The organism is Sphaerimonospora thailandensis (assembly GCF_016863115.1).
In the GTDB taxonomy this organism is placed as follows: Bacteria; Actinomycetota; Actinomycetes; order Streptosporangiales; family Streptosporangiaceae; genus Sphaerimonospora; species Sphaerimonospora cavernae.
The window spans coordinates 66805-82763 of the sequence record NZ_BOOG01000035.1; the positions used below are offsets into that span (position 1 = coordinate 66805).

General features: G+C 70.4%; 17 protein-coding genes. 7 read left to right on the forward strand and 10 right to left on the reverse strand.

Annotated elements, in window-relative coordinates; genetic code table 11:
- Positions 1–35 precede the first annotated feature (35 nt).
- Positions 36–1991: a serine/threonine-protein kinase gene (locus tag Mth01_RS18700; RefSeq protein ID WP_204017171.1), complete on the forward strand. Its 1956-nt coding sequence runs from the start codon at positions 36–38 to the stop codon at positions 1989–1991.
- Between the two features lie 6 nt (positions 1992–1997).
- Here Mth01_RS18700 and Mth01_RS18705 read toward each other — a convergent pair whose 3' ends face one another.
- On the reverse strand, positions 1998–3665 hold the full coding sequence (locus tag Mth01_RS18705) for a bifunctional 3'-5' exonuclease/DNA polymerase (RefSeq protein WP_204017172.1): 1668 nt from the start codon (positions 3663–3665) through the stop codon (positions 1998–2000).
- Positions 3666–3740: 75 nt separating this feature from the next.
- Entirely contained in the window at positions 3741–5258 is a 1518-nt protein-coding gene (locus tag Mth01_RS18710; RefSeq protein ID WP_204017173.1) for a metallophosphoesterase family protein, read from the reverse strand.
- Positions 5259–5381: 123 nt separating this feature from the next.
- Between Mth01_RS18710 and Mth01_RS18715 the strand changes: the two genes are divergently transcribed.
- Positions 5382–6287, forward strand: a complete 906-nt coding sequence (locus Mth01_RS18715) for a sucrase ferredoxin (protein ID WP_204017174.1) — start codon at positions 5382–5384, stop codon at positions 6285–6287.
- Positions 6288–6401: 114 nt separating this feature from the next.
- Positions 6402–6716, forward strand: coding sequence for a WhiB family transcriptional regulator (locus Mth01_RS18720; protein WP_076434697.1), 315 nt, complete (start codon positions 6402–6404; stop codon positions 6714–6716).
- Between the two features lie 94 nt (positions 6717–6810).
- Here the strand turns inward: Mth01_RS18720 and Mth01_RS18725 are convergent, their stop codons facing one another.
- From Mth01_RS18725 to Mth01_RS30160, 8 genes are all read right to left on the reverse strand, one after another.
- Entirely contained in the window at positions 6811–7461 is a 651-nt protein-coding gene (locus Mth01_RS18725) for a phosphoribosyltransferase (protein ID WP_204017175.1), read from the reverse strand.
- Between the two features lie 20 nt (positions 7462–7481).
- Positions 7482–8684 carry a ribosome small subunit-dependent GTPase A gene (rsgA, locus tag Mth01_RS18730; RefSeq protein ID WP_204017176.1) on the reverse strand — a complete coding sequence of 401 codons (1203 nt, stop codon included), beginning with the start codon at positions 8682–8684 and terminating at the stop codon, positions 7482–7484.
- Between the two features lie 262 nt (positions 8685–8946).
- Positions 8947–9699 carry a sirohydrochlorin chelatase gene (locus tag Mth01_RS18735; RefSeq protein ID WP_204017177.1) on the reverse strand — a complete coding sequence of 251 codons (753 nt, stop codon included), beginning with the start codon at positions 9697–9699 and terminating at the stop codon, positions 8947–8949.
- Complete coding sequence (locus Mth01_RS18740) at positions 9681–10409, reverse strand: phosphoadenylyl-sulfate reductase (RefSeq protein WP_204017178.1); 729 nt, start codon at positions 10407–10409, stop codon at positions 9681–9683. The genes Mth01_RS18735 and Mth01_RS18740 overlap by 19 nt, the downstream gene beginning before the upstream one ends.
- A 49-nt stretch (positions 10410–10458) precedes the next feature.
- The gene (locus Mth01_RS18745) at positions 10459–10629 is read right to left on the reverse strand and encodes an Insertion element protein (protein WP_204017179.1); all 171 of its coding nucleotides are present in this window, start codon (positions 10627–10629) and stop codon (positions 10459–10461) included.
- Positions 10626–12308 carry a nitrite/sulfite reductase gene (locus Mth01_RS18750; protein WP_204017180.1) on the reverse strand — a complete coding sequence of 561 codons (1683 nt, stop codon included), beginning with the start codon at positions 12306–12308 and terminating at the stop codon, positions 10626–10628. The genes Mth01_RS18745 and Mth01_RS18750 overlap by 4 nt, the downstream gene beginning before the upstream one ends.
- A 139-nt stretch (positions 12309–12447) precedes the next feature.
- Positions 12448–12597 carry a putative leader peptide gene (locus Mth01_RS30425; protein WP_407695958.1) on the reverse strand — a complete coding sequence of 50 codons (150 nt, stop codon included), beginning with the start codon at positions 12595–12597 and terminating at the stop codon, positions 12448–12450.
- A gap of 12 nt (positions 12598–12609) precedes the next feature.
- Complete coding sequence (locus Mth01_RS30160; protein ID WP_275408980.1) at positions 12610–12741, reverse strand: hypothetical protein; 132 nt, start codon at positions 12739–12741, stop codon at positions 12610–12612.
- Between the two features lie 145 nt (positions 12742–12886).
- Between Mth01_RS30160 and Mth01_RS18755 the strand changes: the two genes are divergently transcribed.
- From Mth01_RS18755 to Mth01_RS18770, 4 genes are all read left to right on the forward strand, one after another.
- The gene (locus Mth01_RS18755; RefSeq protein ID WP_204017181.1) at positions 12887–13792 is read left to right on the forward strand and encodes a YihY/virulence factor BrkB family protein; all 906 of its coding nucleotides are present in this window, start codon (positions 12887–12889) and stop codon (positions 13790–13792) included.
- A 171-nt stretch (positions 13793–13963) separates the two neighbouring features.
- Positions 13964–15247, forward strand: a complete 1284-nt coding sequence (gene glyA, locus Mth01_RS18760; protein ID WP_275408981.1) for a serine hydroxymethyltransferase — start codon at positions 13964–13966, stop codon at positions 15245–15247.
- A gap of 148 nt (positions 15248–15395) precedes the next feature.
- Positions 15396–15701, forward strand: coding sequence for a type II toxin-antitoxin system Phd/YefM family antitoxin (locus Mth01_RS18765; RefSeq protein ID WP_204017182.1), 306 nt, complete (start codon positions 15396–15398; stop codon positions 15699–15701).
- On the forward strand, positions 15698–15959 hold a 262-nt coding region (locus Mth01_RS18770; RefSeq protein ID WP_204017183.1), incomplete at its 3' end, for a PIN domain-containing protein. The genes Mth01_RS18765 and Mth01_RS18770, both read left to right, overlap by 4 nt.

Consider the following 15959-nt stretch of genomic DNA (forward strand, 5'->3'; position numbering starts at 1 on the left):
CAGAAAATCCGGCGGTGAATTGGGGACCATTTCTGATGACGACCGATCGCCTGCTCGGTCCGGTAGGGCAGGGCCGCCTCATCGGACGGCGTTACCGGCTGCTGTCCCCCGTGGGCCGGGGCGGCATGGGGATGGTGTGGCAGGCCCATGATGTGCTGCTCGACCGTGACGTCGCGGTCAAGGAGCTGATCCTCCCGTTCGGTCTCGACGACGCGGGCATGCAGGCGGCGCACCGCCGCATGCTGCGGGAGGCGCGGTCGGCGGCCCGGCTCAGCCACCCCGGCATCGTGACCGTCCACGACGTGGTCGAGGAGGACGGCCGGCCCTGGATCGTCATGGAGCTGGTCCGCGCCTGGTCGCTCGAGCAGGCCGTGCGGCAGAGCGGGCCGCTGCCCGTGGTGCAGGCCGCCGAGATCGGCGTCCGGGTGCTCGACGCGCTCCGCCACGCCCACGCCGCCGGCATCCTCCACCGGGACGTCAAGCCGGGCAACGTGCTGCTCACCAGCGACCGCGTGGTGCTCACCGACTTCGGGATCGCCGCCATCGAGGGCGATGTCAGCATCACCCAGACCGGGCTGCTGATGGGCTCTCCCGCCTACATCCCGCCGGAGCGGCTGCGGGGTCGCCCGGTCACCCAGGCGGCCGACCTGTGGTCGTTCGGCGCGACGTTGTACGCCGCGGTGGAGGGCCGGCCGCCGTACGAGGGACCGGACGCGGTCGCCGTGCTCGGCGCGGTTCTGACGCAGGAGCCGAACCGGCCGCAGCGCGCGGGCGCGCTGCTCCCGGTCATCGACGGCCTGCTGCGCAAGAACCCGGCCGACCGCCTGCCCGCCGCGCAGATCGCCGGGATGCTGGAAGGGATCCTGCACAGTCACGGCGCGGCCGTGACCGGGCACCCGGGCTCCCTGACCTCCATGCCGACCCCGCAGGACTCCACGCCGGCCGGGCTGCTGCCGCCGCTGGACCTCCCGTCGGGGCCGCTGCCCTCGCGCATCATCGAGACCCCGTCGGGTCCCGTCCGCGTGCCGGTCCACCCCGAGGACGCGCGGCCGCACCCGGCGCAGCCGCCCGGGAGCCACGCTGCGCAGCCGCCCGGCCCCGACGCGCCGCCGCAGGGCCCGTTGGCCGCCCCCACCCCGGCGGCCTCCGGCTCCCTCACCAGCCCCACCGGTGCTTTCGGAAATCCCGATGCTCTCGGAGGGCCCGGTGTTCTCGGAGGGCCCGGTGTTCTCGGAGGGCCCGGTGTTCTCGGAGGGCCCGGTGCGCTGGGGAGCCTCACCGAGCCCGCGGCCCCGCCCGCGCGCCCCGTCCCCGCCGTCGGCCGCAGGCGCAAGGAGACCCCCGAGCCGCCGCCGCGCAAGCAGGCCTCCCGGTCCTCCATGGTCCTCGTGGCCCTGGCGGCGGTCGCCGTCATCGCCGTGGTCGTCACGTTGCTGCTCACGTTGCTGCCCGGCGACTCCCCCGATGGCTCAGAGAAGGAGACGCTGGGCGGGACGCGCACCACCGCGGCCGCCACCTCTTCGAATACTTCTTCGAACGAGCGGCTACCGTCGGCGGCGCAGGCGCCCAAGGGCTTCCGGACCCACACCGAAGCCGGGATCTCGCTCGCCGTGCCCAAGGAGTGGACCGTCTCGGTGAAGGAGGACACCGTCACGTTCTCCGGGCCGAGCGACAGCGGGCAGGCCATCACGGTACGGAAGATCGCCGACGGCGGGCTGGCCGCGCTGCAGGCCGCCGAACGGAGCCTGAACGTCGACGACCACCCCGAATACACTCAGATCCAGCTCCGCGAGACGCCCTACCGCTGGCCGGCCGCCGAGTGGGAGTACACCTATATGGACTCCCACCAGGTCACCGTGCACAAGGTCACGCGCTATGTGACCGCCGGGGGACAGGCCTACTCGATCACATTCACCGCGCCCGACTTCGACTGGGCCGAGTCCTCCCCGCCGGTGCGCAAGGCGCTCTGGGACACGTTCACCCCCGCCTGATCGGGCTCACTTGGCCTCGGCATAGCACCGTACGGCCACGGCCTCCATCGGGAAGCGCACAGGGGTCGGGCCGAAAAGCAGCCGGGTGGCCTCCTCTGCCGCCCGGGCGACGGCGGCGCGCACCTCGTCCGCCAGGTCCAGCGGGCAGTGCACCATGACCTCGTCGTGCTGGAAGAACACCAGCCTGGCCGGCTCGGGCAGCAGGCCGCGCAGCACGGCCATGAGCGTGAGCGCCCACTCGGCCGCGGTGGCCTGGACCACGAAGTTCCGGGTGAACCTCCCCCGGTCCCGGGCCGCCCTGCCGCCCTCCGGGCCGGAGACGAGCTCGCGCCAGCGGGCGGACGGCGGTGGGCAGGTGCGGCCCAGCCACGACCTGACCAGGCGCCCCTCCTCTCCCAACCTGGCCGCGTCCTCCACGAAGGCGTACGCCCTGGGGAAGCGCTGCCGCATGACCGCCAGCAGCTTGGGCGCGTCGCCGCTGGTCCCGCCGTACATCGCGGACAGCATCGCGATCTTCGCGGCGTCCCTCGACCCGCCGAACGCCTGAGCCAGCGCGGCGTACAGGTCGATCTCTCCGGCGGCCGCGGCGAGCCCGCGATCCTCCGACACGGCGGCCAGGACCCGGGGTTCCAGCTGGGCGGCGTCGGCGACGACCAGCGACCAGCCGTCGTCGGCCACGACGACCTTGCGCATCACCTTCGCGATCTGCAGCGCTCCCCCGCCGCTGGTGGCCCAGCGCCCGCTCACCACACCGCCCACGACGTACTCCGGGCGGAAGCGTCCGCCGCTCACCCACTGGTCGGCCCACGCCCAGCCGTGGAAGCTGTGCAGCCGGGACAGTTCCTTGTACCGCAGCAGCGGCTCGACCGCCGAATGCTCAACCTGCTTGAGCACGTGGGACCGGGTGGACGAGATCATGATGCCGAGACCGCGGAAGGCCCTGACCATCTGCTGCGGCGAGTCGGGGTTCATCGGATGCCCGAAGGCCGCGGAGACCTCGTCGGCGAGCGCCTGCAGCCGGGCGGGCCGCATGCCGTGGGCCGGGCGGGGCCCGAGCAGCTCGGTCAGCAGCGCGTCGTGGACGTCCTCCCGCCACGGCATGCCGTCATGGCTCATCTCGGCGGCGATCAGGGCGCCGGCCGACTCGGCCGCGACCAGCAGACGGAACCGCCCGGGGTCGGCCGTCCGGTCGATCCTGTGCCGCTGCTCGGCGAACCTCTCAGCGACGAGACCGGCCCGCTCGGAGTCCGACGGTCCCACCTCGTCCGCCGGCTCGAAGAGGCTGCCCTGCGTCCCCTGGGGCCCCTGCGTCCCCTGCGTCCCCTGGGGCCCCCGGCCGTACGGCGCCGCCTGGCGCCCTCTCGGCTCCTCGGCGCGGCCCTCTGCGGCTCGGCTCTCATGGGGGCGGCCCTCCGCGGCCAGCAGCAGCGCCTCGGTGAGGGCGACGTCGTGGCAGCGCGAGAGCCGTACGCCACGGGCCAGCATCGCCGGGTAGACCTCCCGCGCGTCCGCCCAGACCCAGCGGGGCCGACCGGCCTCGAGCGCCCGCACGGCCTCGGCGAGGTCGGGCACACGGGCCGGGACGCCCCCAGCCGGGACGTCTCCCCTCAGTCCCCGGCCGAGGGGGTGGATCGTCCCGCCGCCGCCCGGGCCTGCCGTCACCACAACGTGCACGGCTCCAGCGTGCCAGGCGGGACCGACGGTTTCTCAGGTCGTGCCCGGCAGTCACTACCCGGGCCCGTACGGCTGTCAGAGCGGGATCTCGACCTCGTCCTCCAGCGGCGGGTCGATCTCCTGGGGGAGGCACCCGGTCGCGGCGTAGCAGCGGATGCGCAGGCTGTCGCCGCCCACCGAGAGATGCAGGAAGTTCTTGAAGAACGGCGGGGTGTCCCAGTCGGACAGCTCAGAGATCCACCGGTGGAAGAACCGCCCCACGGGCAGATGAAACGGCATCCGCCAGCCGCCGAGCAGGCGGGCCGCCCACCGCATCCGGACGGTCAACCGGAGGTTCGACGCCGGTCGCGGCGGGACGTTGCCGATCTGACGGGACATCAGCGCCACCCCCTCCTCGGGCGTGACGTAGAGCCCGCGCAGGTGCAGCCGCCTGCTGTAGAGCAGGCTGTAGAAGGACAGCGAGTCCCCACGCAGGGGATAGCACCGGAACTCGTCCTCTTCGACGCCCCCGACGTCCACTCTGGGGATGGTGTGGGTGGCGTGTGTGAACGCGCCGCCTCCGCCGGACACGACGTACTGGATCGTCCGGTCGTCCACCCGGATCGGATAGCGCTGGTAGTTGTGCACGTCCCCGCCGATCACCGCCACATAGCGGTTGGCCGGGTCGCGGACGACGTCGTCGACGGTCCCGCCGCCCTCGATGGGGCAGGGGTGATGGGCGTTGTTGACGTAGATCGGCTTGCCGGTGATCAAGATTTTGGGCAGGGGATCGGCCGAGACGCGGCGCAGCCACTCGCCCTGCTCGCGGTCGAGCGTGCCGTCGATCCCGGTGTCGATGCCGACGATCAGCAGCCTGCCCGTGTCCAGCACCCAGTACGGGCCTGGCTGCACGGCCCACCGCCCGTCCCGGTCACGCTGCCCGCGCCGTTCGTACTGCCCGCGCTGCGCAGGGAGGCCGCGCAGCTCGCGGGCCTTCGCCAGCGCGGTTTCGTCGATGGGGTCCGGTTTCTTCCACAGCAGGCCCCGCAGCCCCGAGAGAGACGGCCGGAACCCCTGCCGCCGCGGCGCGAGCGGGGGCGTGTCGCAGAAGACCCGCATGAATCCGCCGAGCCCGTCGTACCAGTCGTGATTGCCGGGGACCGCGTAGATCGGCGCGGGGTAGTCCTTGTAGGGCCGGAAGAACTTGTCGCAGTACTCGTTGCCCGAGCCCGTCGGATAGATCACGTCACTGGCGATGATTGCGAACGAGGTGCCCCGGCCGATCTTGAGCATGCCTGGCACGACGGCGTACTGCGAGGCGTCGCCCTCGCCGGTGTCCCCCAGGACCAGGAAGGAGAACTCCTCCCCCGCTGCCACGGGAACGCGGAAACCGGGGTCGGCGCCGCGCTCCCGCTGGCCCGCCACCCAGCGTCGGCGCACCTGCGGTGACGGGTCACCCAGCCATCTGGCCAGGATCTCGTTTCTCGACCGCCACAGGGTGGTCGGGCGCAGCCAGGTGAAGGTGCTCTGGTTGGGCCGGAGCTTTTCGAACGTGCCGATCTTCTGACAGGCCCACCCGGCCCCCCGCTCCGACACTCGAGACGAATCCTCCATGAGGCAATCTTGATGGTTTCCGGGGGATTGTTTCAGCGAATCCGCACACCTGCTCGCGGCGGCTCCGAAGGTGTCCGCTAAGGTTAGACTTACCTAATTCACACGGGAGGGACGGCTACCCAAATGGCGAACGGCTGCGATCATCCCGCCGCCTGCCACACGGGCGAGGCGCCGATCCTGGCGAGCGCGACCGTCGGGGCCCGCGCCTGGCTGCTCATCGAGCACGCCGGACCGTGGGCGGCGCACGCCGACCAGTGGCGGCTGCCGGCGGCCATGCGCGCGCTGGTCGACCGCGCCACCTCGCTGGGGATCCGGCCCCAACTCATCCGCCGTCCGGGCCGGCGGGACGCGCCGGCCGCACCGCTGCACGTGTTCGTGGCGTCGTCGACGGGAGATGATCCGTGGCTGGCCGAGGGCCTCTTCGAGCACCCGGACGATCTTGACCTGCACCTTCTCGTGCACGGAGTGGTTCCGGAGTCCTGCATACTGGTGAGCGAGCCGATGTTCCTGGTGTGCACGCACGGCAAGCGCAACGCCTGCTGCGCCCGTCTGGGACTGCCCCTGGCGAGGTTCCTCGGTGAGAACCTACGTGGCGAGGTGTGGGAAACCACACATTTGGGCGGCGATCGATACGCCGCCAACCTCGTATGCTTGCCACACGGGCTTTACTACGGCAGCATGTCTCAGGCTGCTGCGATCGCGGCGGCAAACGCGTACCGGCACGGCGAGGTCGTCCTCGACCGTTTCCGGGGACGTGCGGGTATCCCTGAGCCACTGCAAGCCGCTGAGCATTTCGTCCGGTCCCATACGGGGGAGCTCTCGGTCGGCGGGGTGGCCGTGGAATCCTCCCGGTCGGAAGGCGGCACCACGGTGTGCGTCGTGCGCTGCACGGCACAGCGTGGATCGTCGCGATTTCGGGTCGTGGTCGAACCCACGGTGTTCACGACACCGTGCGGTACGACCTGTGCCGACGAGATCTCGACCTACAGGTTGGCCGAGCTGAGGCAGCTCACCCCGGCATTGACCTGAGGGCTCGACAGAGACCGGGAACATTCACGGCTGATCCCGGCGTTGGTACCAGGGACGCCATAAGCGTCCAATGCGGCACAAACACGAAATACCTCTCACCGAAGGTGGTTTCCCATGTCTCAGGTACGTCGGCAGCTCGCCCGCCCGCGCCCCAGCTGGGGTTGGCAGGATGATGCCGCGTGCCGGGGAGAGGACCTTGTGCTGTTCTTCGGGCCTGACGGCGAGCGTCAGCCGGAGCGTGACATCAGGGAGCGCAAGGCCAAGGCCATCTGCGCCCAGTGCCCAGTGCGCGCTGAGTGCCTCGACTACGCCCTTTCCCGGCCGGAGAAGTACGGCACATGGGGTGGGCTCAACGAGGACGAGCGCGCTTCCGAGCGCCGTCGCCGCATGCGCCGCGCCGCGAGCGCAGGCATCAGCGCCGTAGCCTGAGCGACGTCTTCCCCCTTCCCCGACACGCCTCGTCATCGTGGGGTGTCCCGTCCGGTACGCGCCGTGCCCGAACGGGACACCCCTCGATCATTCCTCACGCGCGTCCCAGCAGTTCGAGAACGTCGTCGTCGGCGAGCTGGTCGAAACGCTCGTACCACTGCCCCACGGCCCGGAAACCCGCGGGGGTGGCGACCACGACGACCTCGTCGGCCTCCGCGCGCAGGCTCTCCACGGTTTCGCCGGCGGCCACCGGCACGGCGAGAATGACCCTGCCGTTTCCCTCCTGCATGGATCGCACCGCCCGCACCGCCGCGCGCGCCGTGCCGCCGGTGGCCAGCCCGTCGTCGACCACGACCACGTCGCGATCAGCCACCTCGGGCAACGGCCGATCGGCCCGGTAGACCCGCACCCGTCTGGCCAGCTCGCGCCGCTCGCGCTCGATCACCGGGGCGACGTCCTCGGGCTCGAAGCCGAGCCGGTACAGCAGTTCGCGGTCGAACACCGGCTCACCGCCCTCGGCTATCGCTCCGACGCCGAGCTCCGGCTGGTCGGGGCAGCCGATCTTCCTGGTGACGAGCACCTCCAGCGGCACCGCCAGCCGTTCGGCCACGGGTACGGCCACCGCCACCCCACCGCGCGGCAGGGCCAGCACCACCGGATCAGCCAAGGCCATGCCGGACAGGACCTCGGCCAGCAGCGCCCCCGCCTCCGCGCGGTCGGTGAACGGCAACCGTACCCGATTCATAGAGCGGTCCCTACCCACTCTCAGGGGCGGTTTCGCCCGGATCGCCGCATCTCCTTATGGATGATCTTCCATTTGCGGGTCTCCTCACTGCGCAGCCGCGCGTCGGTCCGGGTCGCCATCCAGCGCGCCTCACGCCGCAGACGGCGCCAGCTCTCCAGCCGCCGCTCCGGCAGCTCCCCGGACTCCAGCGCCTCCTGTACGGCACAGCCGGGCTCGGCCGTGTGCCCGCAGTCGGAGAACCGGCATCCCTCGGCCAGCTCCTCGATGTCCGAGAAGACCCGGTCGACACCGTCGCTCATGTCGTAGAGCCCGACCCGGCGGATGCCGGGAGTGTCGATGATGAGCCCGCCGCCGGGCAGGATGATCATCTCACGGTGGACGGTGGTGTGCCTGCCGCGCCCGTCGGCGGCCCTGACCTGCTGCGTCTCCATGACATCGACGCCGGCGAGGGCGTTGACGAGTGTCGACTTGCCCGCTCCCGACGGGCCGAGCACCACGGCGGTCCCGGCTGCGGCGGAACGGGCCCCGGTGAGATGGGCCCCGGTGAGATGGGCCCCGTTGAGGTGAGCACGGACGAGGTCCACCCCCTCCCCGGTCAGTGAGCAGACCGGGTGGACGTCCACGCCCGGCGCGGCGGCGGCGACGTCCGCGAGGAGATCGTCGAGGCCCAGATCGAACAGGTCGGGCTTGGTGATCAGCACGACCGGCCGGGCCCCGCTCTCCCAGGCGAGCGCGACGAGCCGCTCGATCCTCCCAAGGTCAGCGCTGTGTTTACCCGGGGGGAGCACCCCCCGGACCCCCTCGGGCGGCATAGAACGCATCGAGGGCTCCGCGACGAACACCACGTCGACGTTGGCCGCGAGCACCTGACCCTGGCCGTCGCCGGACAGGCCCCCGCGCGAGTCGCGGCTCACCCCGCCCCGGACGAAGGCGGTCGTACGCGGCAGCACTGCCGCCAACTCGTAGCGGCCCCCCTCGTAGGCGGCCGCGTCGAGCGGGCTCAGTGCCACCCAGTCGCCCACGCATGGCAGCGCGACGGGATCGTCGGCGGCGGCCCGCCGTACGCGGGCGCCGAACCTCACATGATGCTCGCCGCCGGCCGAGAGGACCTCGGCAGCGCCCCTGTGGACCCGAGCCACCCGGGCGGGAACGGTGCCGTCGGGGAGCAGGGCCTCGAGCCGGTCGTGCCAGCCGAGCAGAGACAGATCGAAAGAAGAAGACATCGGTGGAAAACACCCTTCGGAAACCGGGTGTCCCAGCGAAATGTCGAAGGCTAGGCGGACACCCGGGAGTTGACGGACGGCGTGGTCGTCAGAAAGACCCGCATAGTCCTCACCTCCCCAACCGGCGGCCGCGCCCATCGCGGCGTCTGCCCGAACAGTAACAGCCCCCTCACCAACCCCCGCAACTCATTTTCCCCCACCCATTCCCACCCCCTGGCCGTGATCTTGCAGTCGGATCGCCACTGCAAGATCACGGATGCCGTTAGGCGGTCGCGGGCATCATGCCGGTCTGTACGGCCTGGTGCTGTACGGCCTGGGCGTACCGTTCGAGGAGGATCGTGGCGAGTTCGGGGGCGGGGCCGAGGACGTCGGCGACACGGTACGCCCCGGCCAGGAGGGTGTCCTGCCGCACCTTGTCGGAGAAGTGACCCGGCGCGAGCAGATAGGGGGCCACCACCACCCTGGGGGCTCCGGCGCGCCTGAGCCGTACCACCTCCTCGGCCGGGGTGGGGGCGGCGGCCGAGGCGTAGGCGGCCGTGACCGACCACCAGGGGCGCAGCCCGGCCCATCGGCGGGCGAGGCGGCCGACGACGGCGTTGGCCCGCGCGTCGCTTGAGCCGGCGGAGACCAGGACCACGGCGGTGTCCGGATCTCCGACCTCCACTCCGGCCTCGGCGAGACGGCGTTCCAGTGCGGTGACAAGCAGCGGGTGCGGGCCCAGGGTCGCGCCGAGGTGGACGCGCAGCCACGGCCGACGCACCGACGCCTCGCGCAGCGCGGCGGGGATGTCGACGCGGCTGTGGTAGGCGGCCGTGAGCAGCAACGGGAGGACGGCGGCCTCGTCCAGGTCGGCCAGCGCCCGGGCCGGGGCCGGGGGCGTGTGGTCCAGGTAGGCGGCCCGCACCTCCAGACCGGGACGGGCGCGCCGCACCCGGTCCAGCAGGGCCTCGACAGTGGCGGCGGCGCGCGGGTCGCGGGACCCGTGCGCCACCGCGATCAGAGGTGGATACCGCATTCGATCTTGCCGAGGCCGGCCCAGCGGCCGCTCCTCGGGTCCTCGCCCGGCTCGACGCGGCGGGTGCAGGGGGCGCAGCCGATCGAGGGGTAGCCGTCGTAGTGCAGCGGGTTGATCAGCACGCCGTTGTCGGCGATGTAGTTGTCGGCGTCGGCCTGCGTCCAGGCGGCGATCGGGTTGATCTTCACCATCTGGCGGTTGGCGTCCCACTCCACCACCTTCGTGTTCGCCCGGGTCGGCGACTCGTCGCGGCGGATCCCGGAGATCCAGGCGAGGTACGGCTCGAGCGCCCGGTTGAGCGGCTCCACCTTGCGCAGGTAGCAGCACAGGTCGGGGTTGCGGCCGTACAACCGGGGGCCGAGGTCGCGGTTCTGCTCCTCGACCGTGCGCGACGGCTTCACGTTGATCACGTTGACCTTGTAGACCGCCTCGACCGCGTCCCGCGTGCCGATGGTCTCCGCGAAGTGGTAGCCGGTGTCCACGAACAGCACGTCGACGCCGGGCTTGACGCGGCTCACCAGGTCGATCAACAGTGCGTCGCTCATCGAGGAGGTGAGGCAGAGCCGGTCGCCGAACGTCGCGGCCGCCCAGCGGATGATCTCACGGGCGGGCGCGTCCTCCAGGAACCGGGCCGCCGACTCCACGATGCCCTGCAGGTCGAGCGTCGCGCGCTGCCGTTCCAGTCCGGCCTCGATCGCCATCAGTGTCATCGCTACTCCACTCCTCACGCGTGCCGGTACACGTGCTGGTCATTTCTGCTCATAACGGGCGACGGACGCCGAGTCCGAGGAACCGCACCCGGAACGCCCGGGCGCAGGATCGGCAGTACCAGCCGTGGCTCTCCTCCTCGGTGACGTAGGGCTCCAGGTCCTCCTCGCCGCAGTAGGGGCAGTAGAAGGGGACGGCCCGTTCCGTACCGGGGGCGCTCACCGGAGATCGGCCTCGTCTGCCCGCCGGACCCACTCGCTGAAGCTCTCGCCCTCGTCGCGCTGCTTGGCGAAGTTGCGCACGACCCGCTCCACGTAGTCGGGCAGCTCCTCGGTGGTGGTCTTGAGCCCGCGGACCTTGCGGCCGAAGCTCGACTCGACGCCGAACGAGCCACCCAGGTGGATCTGGTAGCCCCCGACCTGCTCGCCCTTGTCGTTGACCACGAGCTGGCCCTTCAGGCCGATGTCCGCCGTCTGGATGCGGGCGCAGGAGTTCGGGCAGCCGTTGATGTTGATCGTCAACGGTTCCGTGAAGTCCGGCAGGCGGCGCTCCAGCTCGTCGATCAGCGCGGACGCGGCGTCCTTGGTCTCGACGATCGCGAGCTTGCAGAACTCGATGCCGGTGCAGGCCATCGTCTGGCGGCGGAAGGTGGACGGGGTGACCCGGAGGTCGACGGCCTCCAGTTCGGCGACGATCGACTCCACCCGGTCGGGCGCGACGTCGAGGATGACCATCTTCTGCTCGATCGTGGTCGCCACCCGGCCGGAGCCGTGGCGCTCGGCGGCGTCGGCGATCCGGTGCAGCAGGTCGCCGCTGAGCCGGCCCACCCGGGGGGCGAAGCCGACGTAGAAGTTGCCGTCCCGCTGCGGGTGTACGCCGACGTGGTCGCGCCGCTCGCCCCTCGGCGCCGCGGGAGCCGGGCCGTCGGGCAGGTCGTACTTGAGGTACTCGGTCTGCAGCACCTCACGGAACTTCTCCGGTCCCCAGTCGTTGACCAGGAACTTCAGCCTCGCCCGGCTGCGCAGCCGCCGGTAGCCGTAGTCGCGGAAGACGCCGGTGACCCCGGCCCACACCTCCGGAACCTGCTCGGGGCGGACGAACACGCCGAGCCGCTTGGCGAACATCGGGTTGGTCGAAAGGCCGCCGCCCACCCAGAGGTCGAAACCGGCCTCGCCTCGCTCGTCGACGACGCCGACGAACGAGATGTCGTTGATCTCGTGCACGGTGCAGTGCGCCGCACAGCCGCTGATGGCGGTCTTGTACTTGCGCGGCAGGTTCGAGAACTCCGGATTGCCGATGTAGCGCTCGCGGATCTCCCGGAGCTGGGCCCTGCCGTCGATCACCTCGTCGGCATCGATCCCGGCGAGCGGACAGCCGAGCATCCCACGGGGCGTGTCGCCGCATGCCTCGGTGGTCGACAGGCCGACGGCCTCCAGCCGCGCCCAGATGTCCGGCACCGACTCGATGTCGACCCAGTGGAGCTGGATGTTCTGCCGGTCGGTGACGTCGGCCGTACCCCTGGCGTGCTCGTTGGAGATGTCGGCGATGACCCTCAGCTGCTCCAGGCTGAGCTGGCCGCCGTCGGTGCGGACCCGCATCATGAAGTAGCGGTCCTCGAGCTCCTCCGGCTCCAGCACGGCCGTCTTGCCGCCGTCGATGCCGGGCTTGCGCTGGGTGTACAGGCCGTACCAGCGGAACCGGCCCCGCAGGTCGGACGGGTCGATCGAGTCGAAGCCCTGCTTGGCGTAGACGTCGATGATGCGCTGACGGACGTTGAGCCCGTCGTCGTTCTTCTTGTTCTCTTCTGTCGCGTTCAGCGGCTCACGGTAACCGAGAGCCCACTGGCCCTCACCGCGTTGGCGCTTGTGGTGGCGGTTCGCCGGGCGGGCCGGGGTGCTCATGGGCGCGTCCTTTTCCGAGAATCGATGTCGGATCGGTCCCGGGCGCGGCGCAGGCGGCCGCCCGCCTCGTCATCGAAGGCGGGGGCAGGAAAAGAAGACGCCAGGCGGCGCGCCCGAATGGAACAGCGGAGGGCGGCGGTCAGCCGGCGTCGATACAGATCGCGCTGCGGACGCGCTGGAGGTCGACGTGGCGTCGCACGACGAGCAACGGGTCCGCTGGCATGTCACAAACGATACCCGGGAGATCCCAGATGTCCAAGTTCCCGTCCAACATGCGGACGTCAATCATGAGACGGTGGGCTCACCCCTGGCGGACCCAGTTCTCCGGGGGCTCGGCATGGCCTTCGTCCATGGGCTCCTTGTGCTGGCAGTCGCACCACGAGCCGCCGCGGCAGTCCTCGTGCCTGCGGTCCTTACACGCTTCGCAGATCATCGTGCCGCATCCTCTCCCGAGCATTCCCACCTGCCCCCTATCCTGGGCGTCTAGCACGTTTCTCACACCGGTTGGGTGCGTATTGATCTCCACGGACGCGTCGGCGCGCACGCGGCGAACGCCGAGGCATCTGTCACGCCGGGGAATGACGGCGGCCAGGGCCGGCTTGACCTGGGTCAGGGAGACCAGCGTCTGGGCCCTGGCGAAGGCGACCACGATCGCCGGAATCAACTACCGGGTCACCGGCCTCGCCGGCGAGGCGGCGTTCTTCGCGCTGCTGTCGCTGCCGCCGTTCGTGCTCGGACTGCTCGGCGTCATGGGCCACCTCAGCGGTCTGCTGGGCGACCAGACCGTCCGGGACATCCGGCGGTGGGTCATCGACCAGTCGGAACTGCTGTTCACCCACAACACCGTGGAGCGGGTGGTCGAGCCGCTGCTGTCGGACGTGCTCACCGGCGGCCAGGTCTCGCTGATCTCCGTCGGGTTCCTCTTATCGCTGTGGTCCGGCTCCCGGGCGCTGTTCGTCTACGTGGACCTGATCTCCATCGCGTACGGCCTGGGCGAGGAGCGGGGGATCATCCGCACCCGCGTCATGTCCTTCGGGCTCTACGTGGCCGCGCTGCTGATCGGCCTGATCGTCATGCCGATCCTCGTCATCGGGCCCACCCTGCTGTCCAACGCACTGCCCCGGTACGAGGTCGTCGTGACGGTCTTCTACTGGCCGGTGGTCGTGGTCGGCTCCGTGCTGATGCTCACGCTGCTCTACCACGTCAGCGTGCCGCACCGGACCCGGTGGTGGCGCGAGCTCCCGGGGGCCGTGCTCGCCCTCTTCATCTGGATCCTCTGCGCGGCCGTGTTACGTGAGGTGCTGGCCGCCTGGTTCACACCGCTGTCGATCTACGGCTCGCTCGCCGCCCCCATCGCCCTGCTGCTCTGGCTCTACATCACCGCGCTCGCCGTGCTCATCGGGGCCACCCTGAACGCCGAGGTGGACCGCCTGTGGCCGTTGAACGGCAGGGCCCGGCACGACCACAAGCCCGGCGACGCGTGATTTCCGGCTCCTGAGCCGGACCCGGCGCTCGGGCGAGAGACCCTCGGATAGTGTTGAAGGCACCGCGACTGGCGCTGGCGTGCCCCCGGGCACGGGTAACAGGTGGGGCACCACCGGGGAGCGAGTCAGCGGCGGCCGTGCGCCTGGGTCGCCGCCCTCGATGAAGTGTCGATGGAGAAAGAAGGCGCCATGGCCGAGAACTCGCTGAACGTCGTCGACCCGGAGATCGCCGAGCTCATCAGGGCGGAGGAGCGGCGGCAGACCGACACGGTCAAGCTGATCGCCTCGGAGAACTACGTCTCGAGGGCGGTCCTGGAGGCCACCGGGACCGTTCTGACCAACAAATACTCCGAGGGCTACCCCGGCAAGCGCTACTACGAGGGCCAGCAGGTCATCGACAAGATCGAGACGATCGCCGTCGAGCGGGCCAGGTCGGTCTTCGGAGTGCGCCACGCCAACGTCCAGCCCTACTCCGGCTCCCCCGCCAACCTCGCGATCTATCTGGCGTTCCTCAAGCCCGGTGACACCGTGCTCGGCATGGGCCTGCCGTTCGGCGGTCACCTCACCCACGGCTGGTCGGTGTCGGCCACCGGCAAGTGGTTCAACCCGGTGCGGTACGGCGTGCGCAGGGACACCGGCCGGGTCGACATGGACGAGGTGCGCGCCCTCGCGCTGGAGCACCGGCCCAAACTGATCTTCTGCGGCGGCACGGCCATCCCGCGCACCATCGACTTCCCGGCGTTCGCCGAGATCGCCCGCGAGGTCGGCGCGGTGCTCGCCGCCGACATCGCGCACATCGCGGGTCTCGTCGCCGGCGGCGCGCATCCCTCACCGGCCGGCCACGCCGACGTGATCTCCACGACCACGCACAAGACGCTGCGCGGGCCGCGCGGCGCGATGCTCATGGCCGACTCCGACGAGCACGCCACGGCGCTCAACAAGGCGGTCTTCCCCGGGCTGCAGGGCGGCCCGCACAACCACACCACCGCCGCCATCGCCGTGGCCCTTCACGAGGCGGCCCAGCCGGAGTTCAAGGCGTACGCCGCGCAGATCGTGAAGAACGCGAAGGCCCTCGCCGACGAGCTGCTCGCCCGCGGCTTCGACCTGGTGTCGGGGGGCACGGACAACCACCTGATCCTGATGGATCTGACACCCAAGGGCATCGGCGGCAAGCCGGCCGCCCAGGCCCTCGACCGGGCCGGTCTGGAGACCAACTACAACGCGGTGCCGTTCGACCCGCGCAAGCCGTTCGACCCGTCGGGCATCCGCATCGGCACCCCGTCGGTCACCTCGCGCGGGATGGGCGAGGCGGAGATGCGCCAGATCGGCACGTGGATCGACGAGGTGGTCACCGCGGTCGCCAAGGGCGAGGCCGAGGCGGAGGACGTGATCACCCGGGTCCGCCGCGAGGTCACCGAGCTGACCGCCCAGTTCCCCGCCCCCGGCCTGTCCTGACATCACACTCATTTCCGCCTCCGTGATCACCGCAAGATCACGGAGGCGGAACAGCTTGCCACCGCGTATAACTACGGAGAGAAATTCTCCGGATACTTTCCGTGCTGTTTCGGTCCCGAAACGGGCGGCGCTGCTTTACGGTGACCCCATGACACGCATGATGGAGAACATGGAGCGCATCGGAGTCACCGAGTTCAAAGATCACGCCGCCGACTACCTCGACAAGACCCTCGCGGGCGAGACCATCGAGGTCATCGAGAACGGCCGCACCGTCGCGCGACTGGTCCCCGTACCCGGACCGAGCGCGATCCTCGCCGAGTGGGTGGCCCAAGGCCGCGCCATCCCCGCGACTGGGAATCTCCGCCAACTCCTGGCCGAAATGGAGACCGAGCCATACGACGACGTCAACGTCACCGAAGAGCTCATCCGGATGAGGGAGGAGGAGCGGTTTTGATCTACGTCGACAGCTCTGCGATGATTAAACTGATTCATCCGGAACCAGAGTCGAAGGTCCTTTCCAACTGGCTTGCGGAGCGGGTGGATCAGGGTGTTTTCTCCTCCGCCTTGATCGAGGTGGAGACCCACCGTGCCATCCGGCGGTTCGCACCCGAGCGCATTCCGGTGATCGCCCCATTCCTGGCTGAAGTCGATCGGATTGAAATGGACGTCGCCATCCGTGGCGTTGCTGCGGCGTTCTTCGACCGGCACCTAC

What these genes read in the sequence shown, in the direction of transcription:
- Mth01_RS30425 (WP_407695958.1), bottom strand. Translation starts at nt 12,597, where the DNA reads ATGATTGACGTCCGCATGTTGGACGGGAACTTGGACATCTGGGATCTC.
- Mth01_RS18735 (WP_204017177.1), bottom strand. Translation starts at nt 9,699, where the DNA reads ATGCGGTATCCACCTCTGATCGCGGTGGCGCACGGGTCCCGCGACCCG.
- Mth01_RS18725 (WP_204017175.1), bottom strand. Translation starts at nt 7,461, where the DNA reads ATGAATCGGGTACGGTTGCCGTTCACCGACCGCGCGGAGGCGGGGGCG.
- Mth01_RS18755 (WP_204017181.1), top strand. Translation starts at nt 12,887, where the DNA reads ATGACGGCGGCCAGGGCCGGCTTGACCTGGGTCAGGGAGACCAGCGTC.
- Mth01_RS30160 (WP_275408980.1), bottom strand. Translation starts at nt 12,741, where the DNA reads ATGATCTGCGAAGCGTGTAAGGACCGCAGGCACGAGGACTGCCGCGGC.
- Mth01_RS18765 (WP_204017182.1), top strand. Translation starts at nt 15,396, where the DNA reads ATGACACGCATGATGGAGAACATGGAGCGCATCGGAGTCACCGAGTTC.
- Mth01_RS18710 (WP_204017173.1), bottom strand. Translation starts at nt 5,258, where the DNA reads ATGGAGGATTCGTCTCGAGTGTCGGAGCGGGGGGCCGGGTGGGCCTGT.
- Mth01_RS18700 (WP_204017171.1), top strand. Translation starts at nt 36, where the DNA reads ATGACGACCGATCGCCTGCTCGGTCCGGTAGGGCAGGGCCGCCTCATC.
- Mth01_RS18740 (WP_204017178.1), bottom strand. Translation starts at nt 10,409, where the DNA reads ATGACACTGATGGCGATCGAGGCCGGACTGGAACGGCAGCGCGCGACG.
- Mth01_RS18720 (WP_076434697.1), top strand. Translation starts at nt 6,402, where the DNA reads ATGTCTCAGGTACGTCGGCAGCTCGCCCGCCCGCGCCCCAGCTGGGGT.
- Mth01_RS18715 (WP_204017174.1), top strand. Translation starts at nt 5,382, where the DNA reads ATGGCGAACGGCTGCGATCATCCCGCCGCCTGCCACACGGGCGAGGCG.
- rsgA (WP_204017176.1), bottom strand. Translation starts at nt 8,684, where the DNA reads ATGTCTTCTTCTTTCGATCTGTCTCTGCTCGGCTGGCACGACCGGCTC.
- glyA (WP_275408981.1), top strand. Translation starts at nt 13,964, where the DNA reads ATGGAGAAAGAAGGCGCCATGGCCGAGAACTCGCTGAACGTCGTCGAC.
- Mth01_RS18750 (WP_204017180.1), bottom strand. Translation starts at nt 12,308, where the DNA reads ATGAGCACCCCGGCCCGCCCGGCGAACCGCCACCACAAGCGCCAACGC.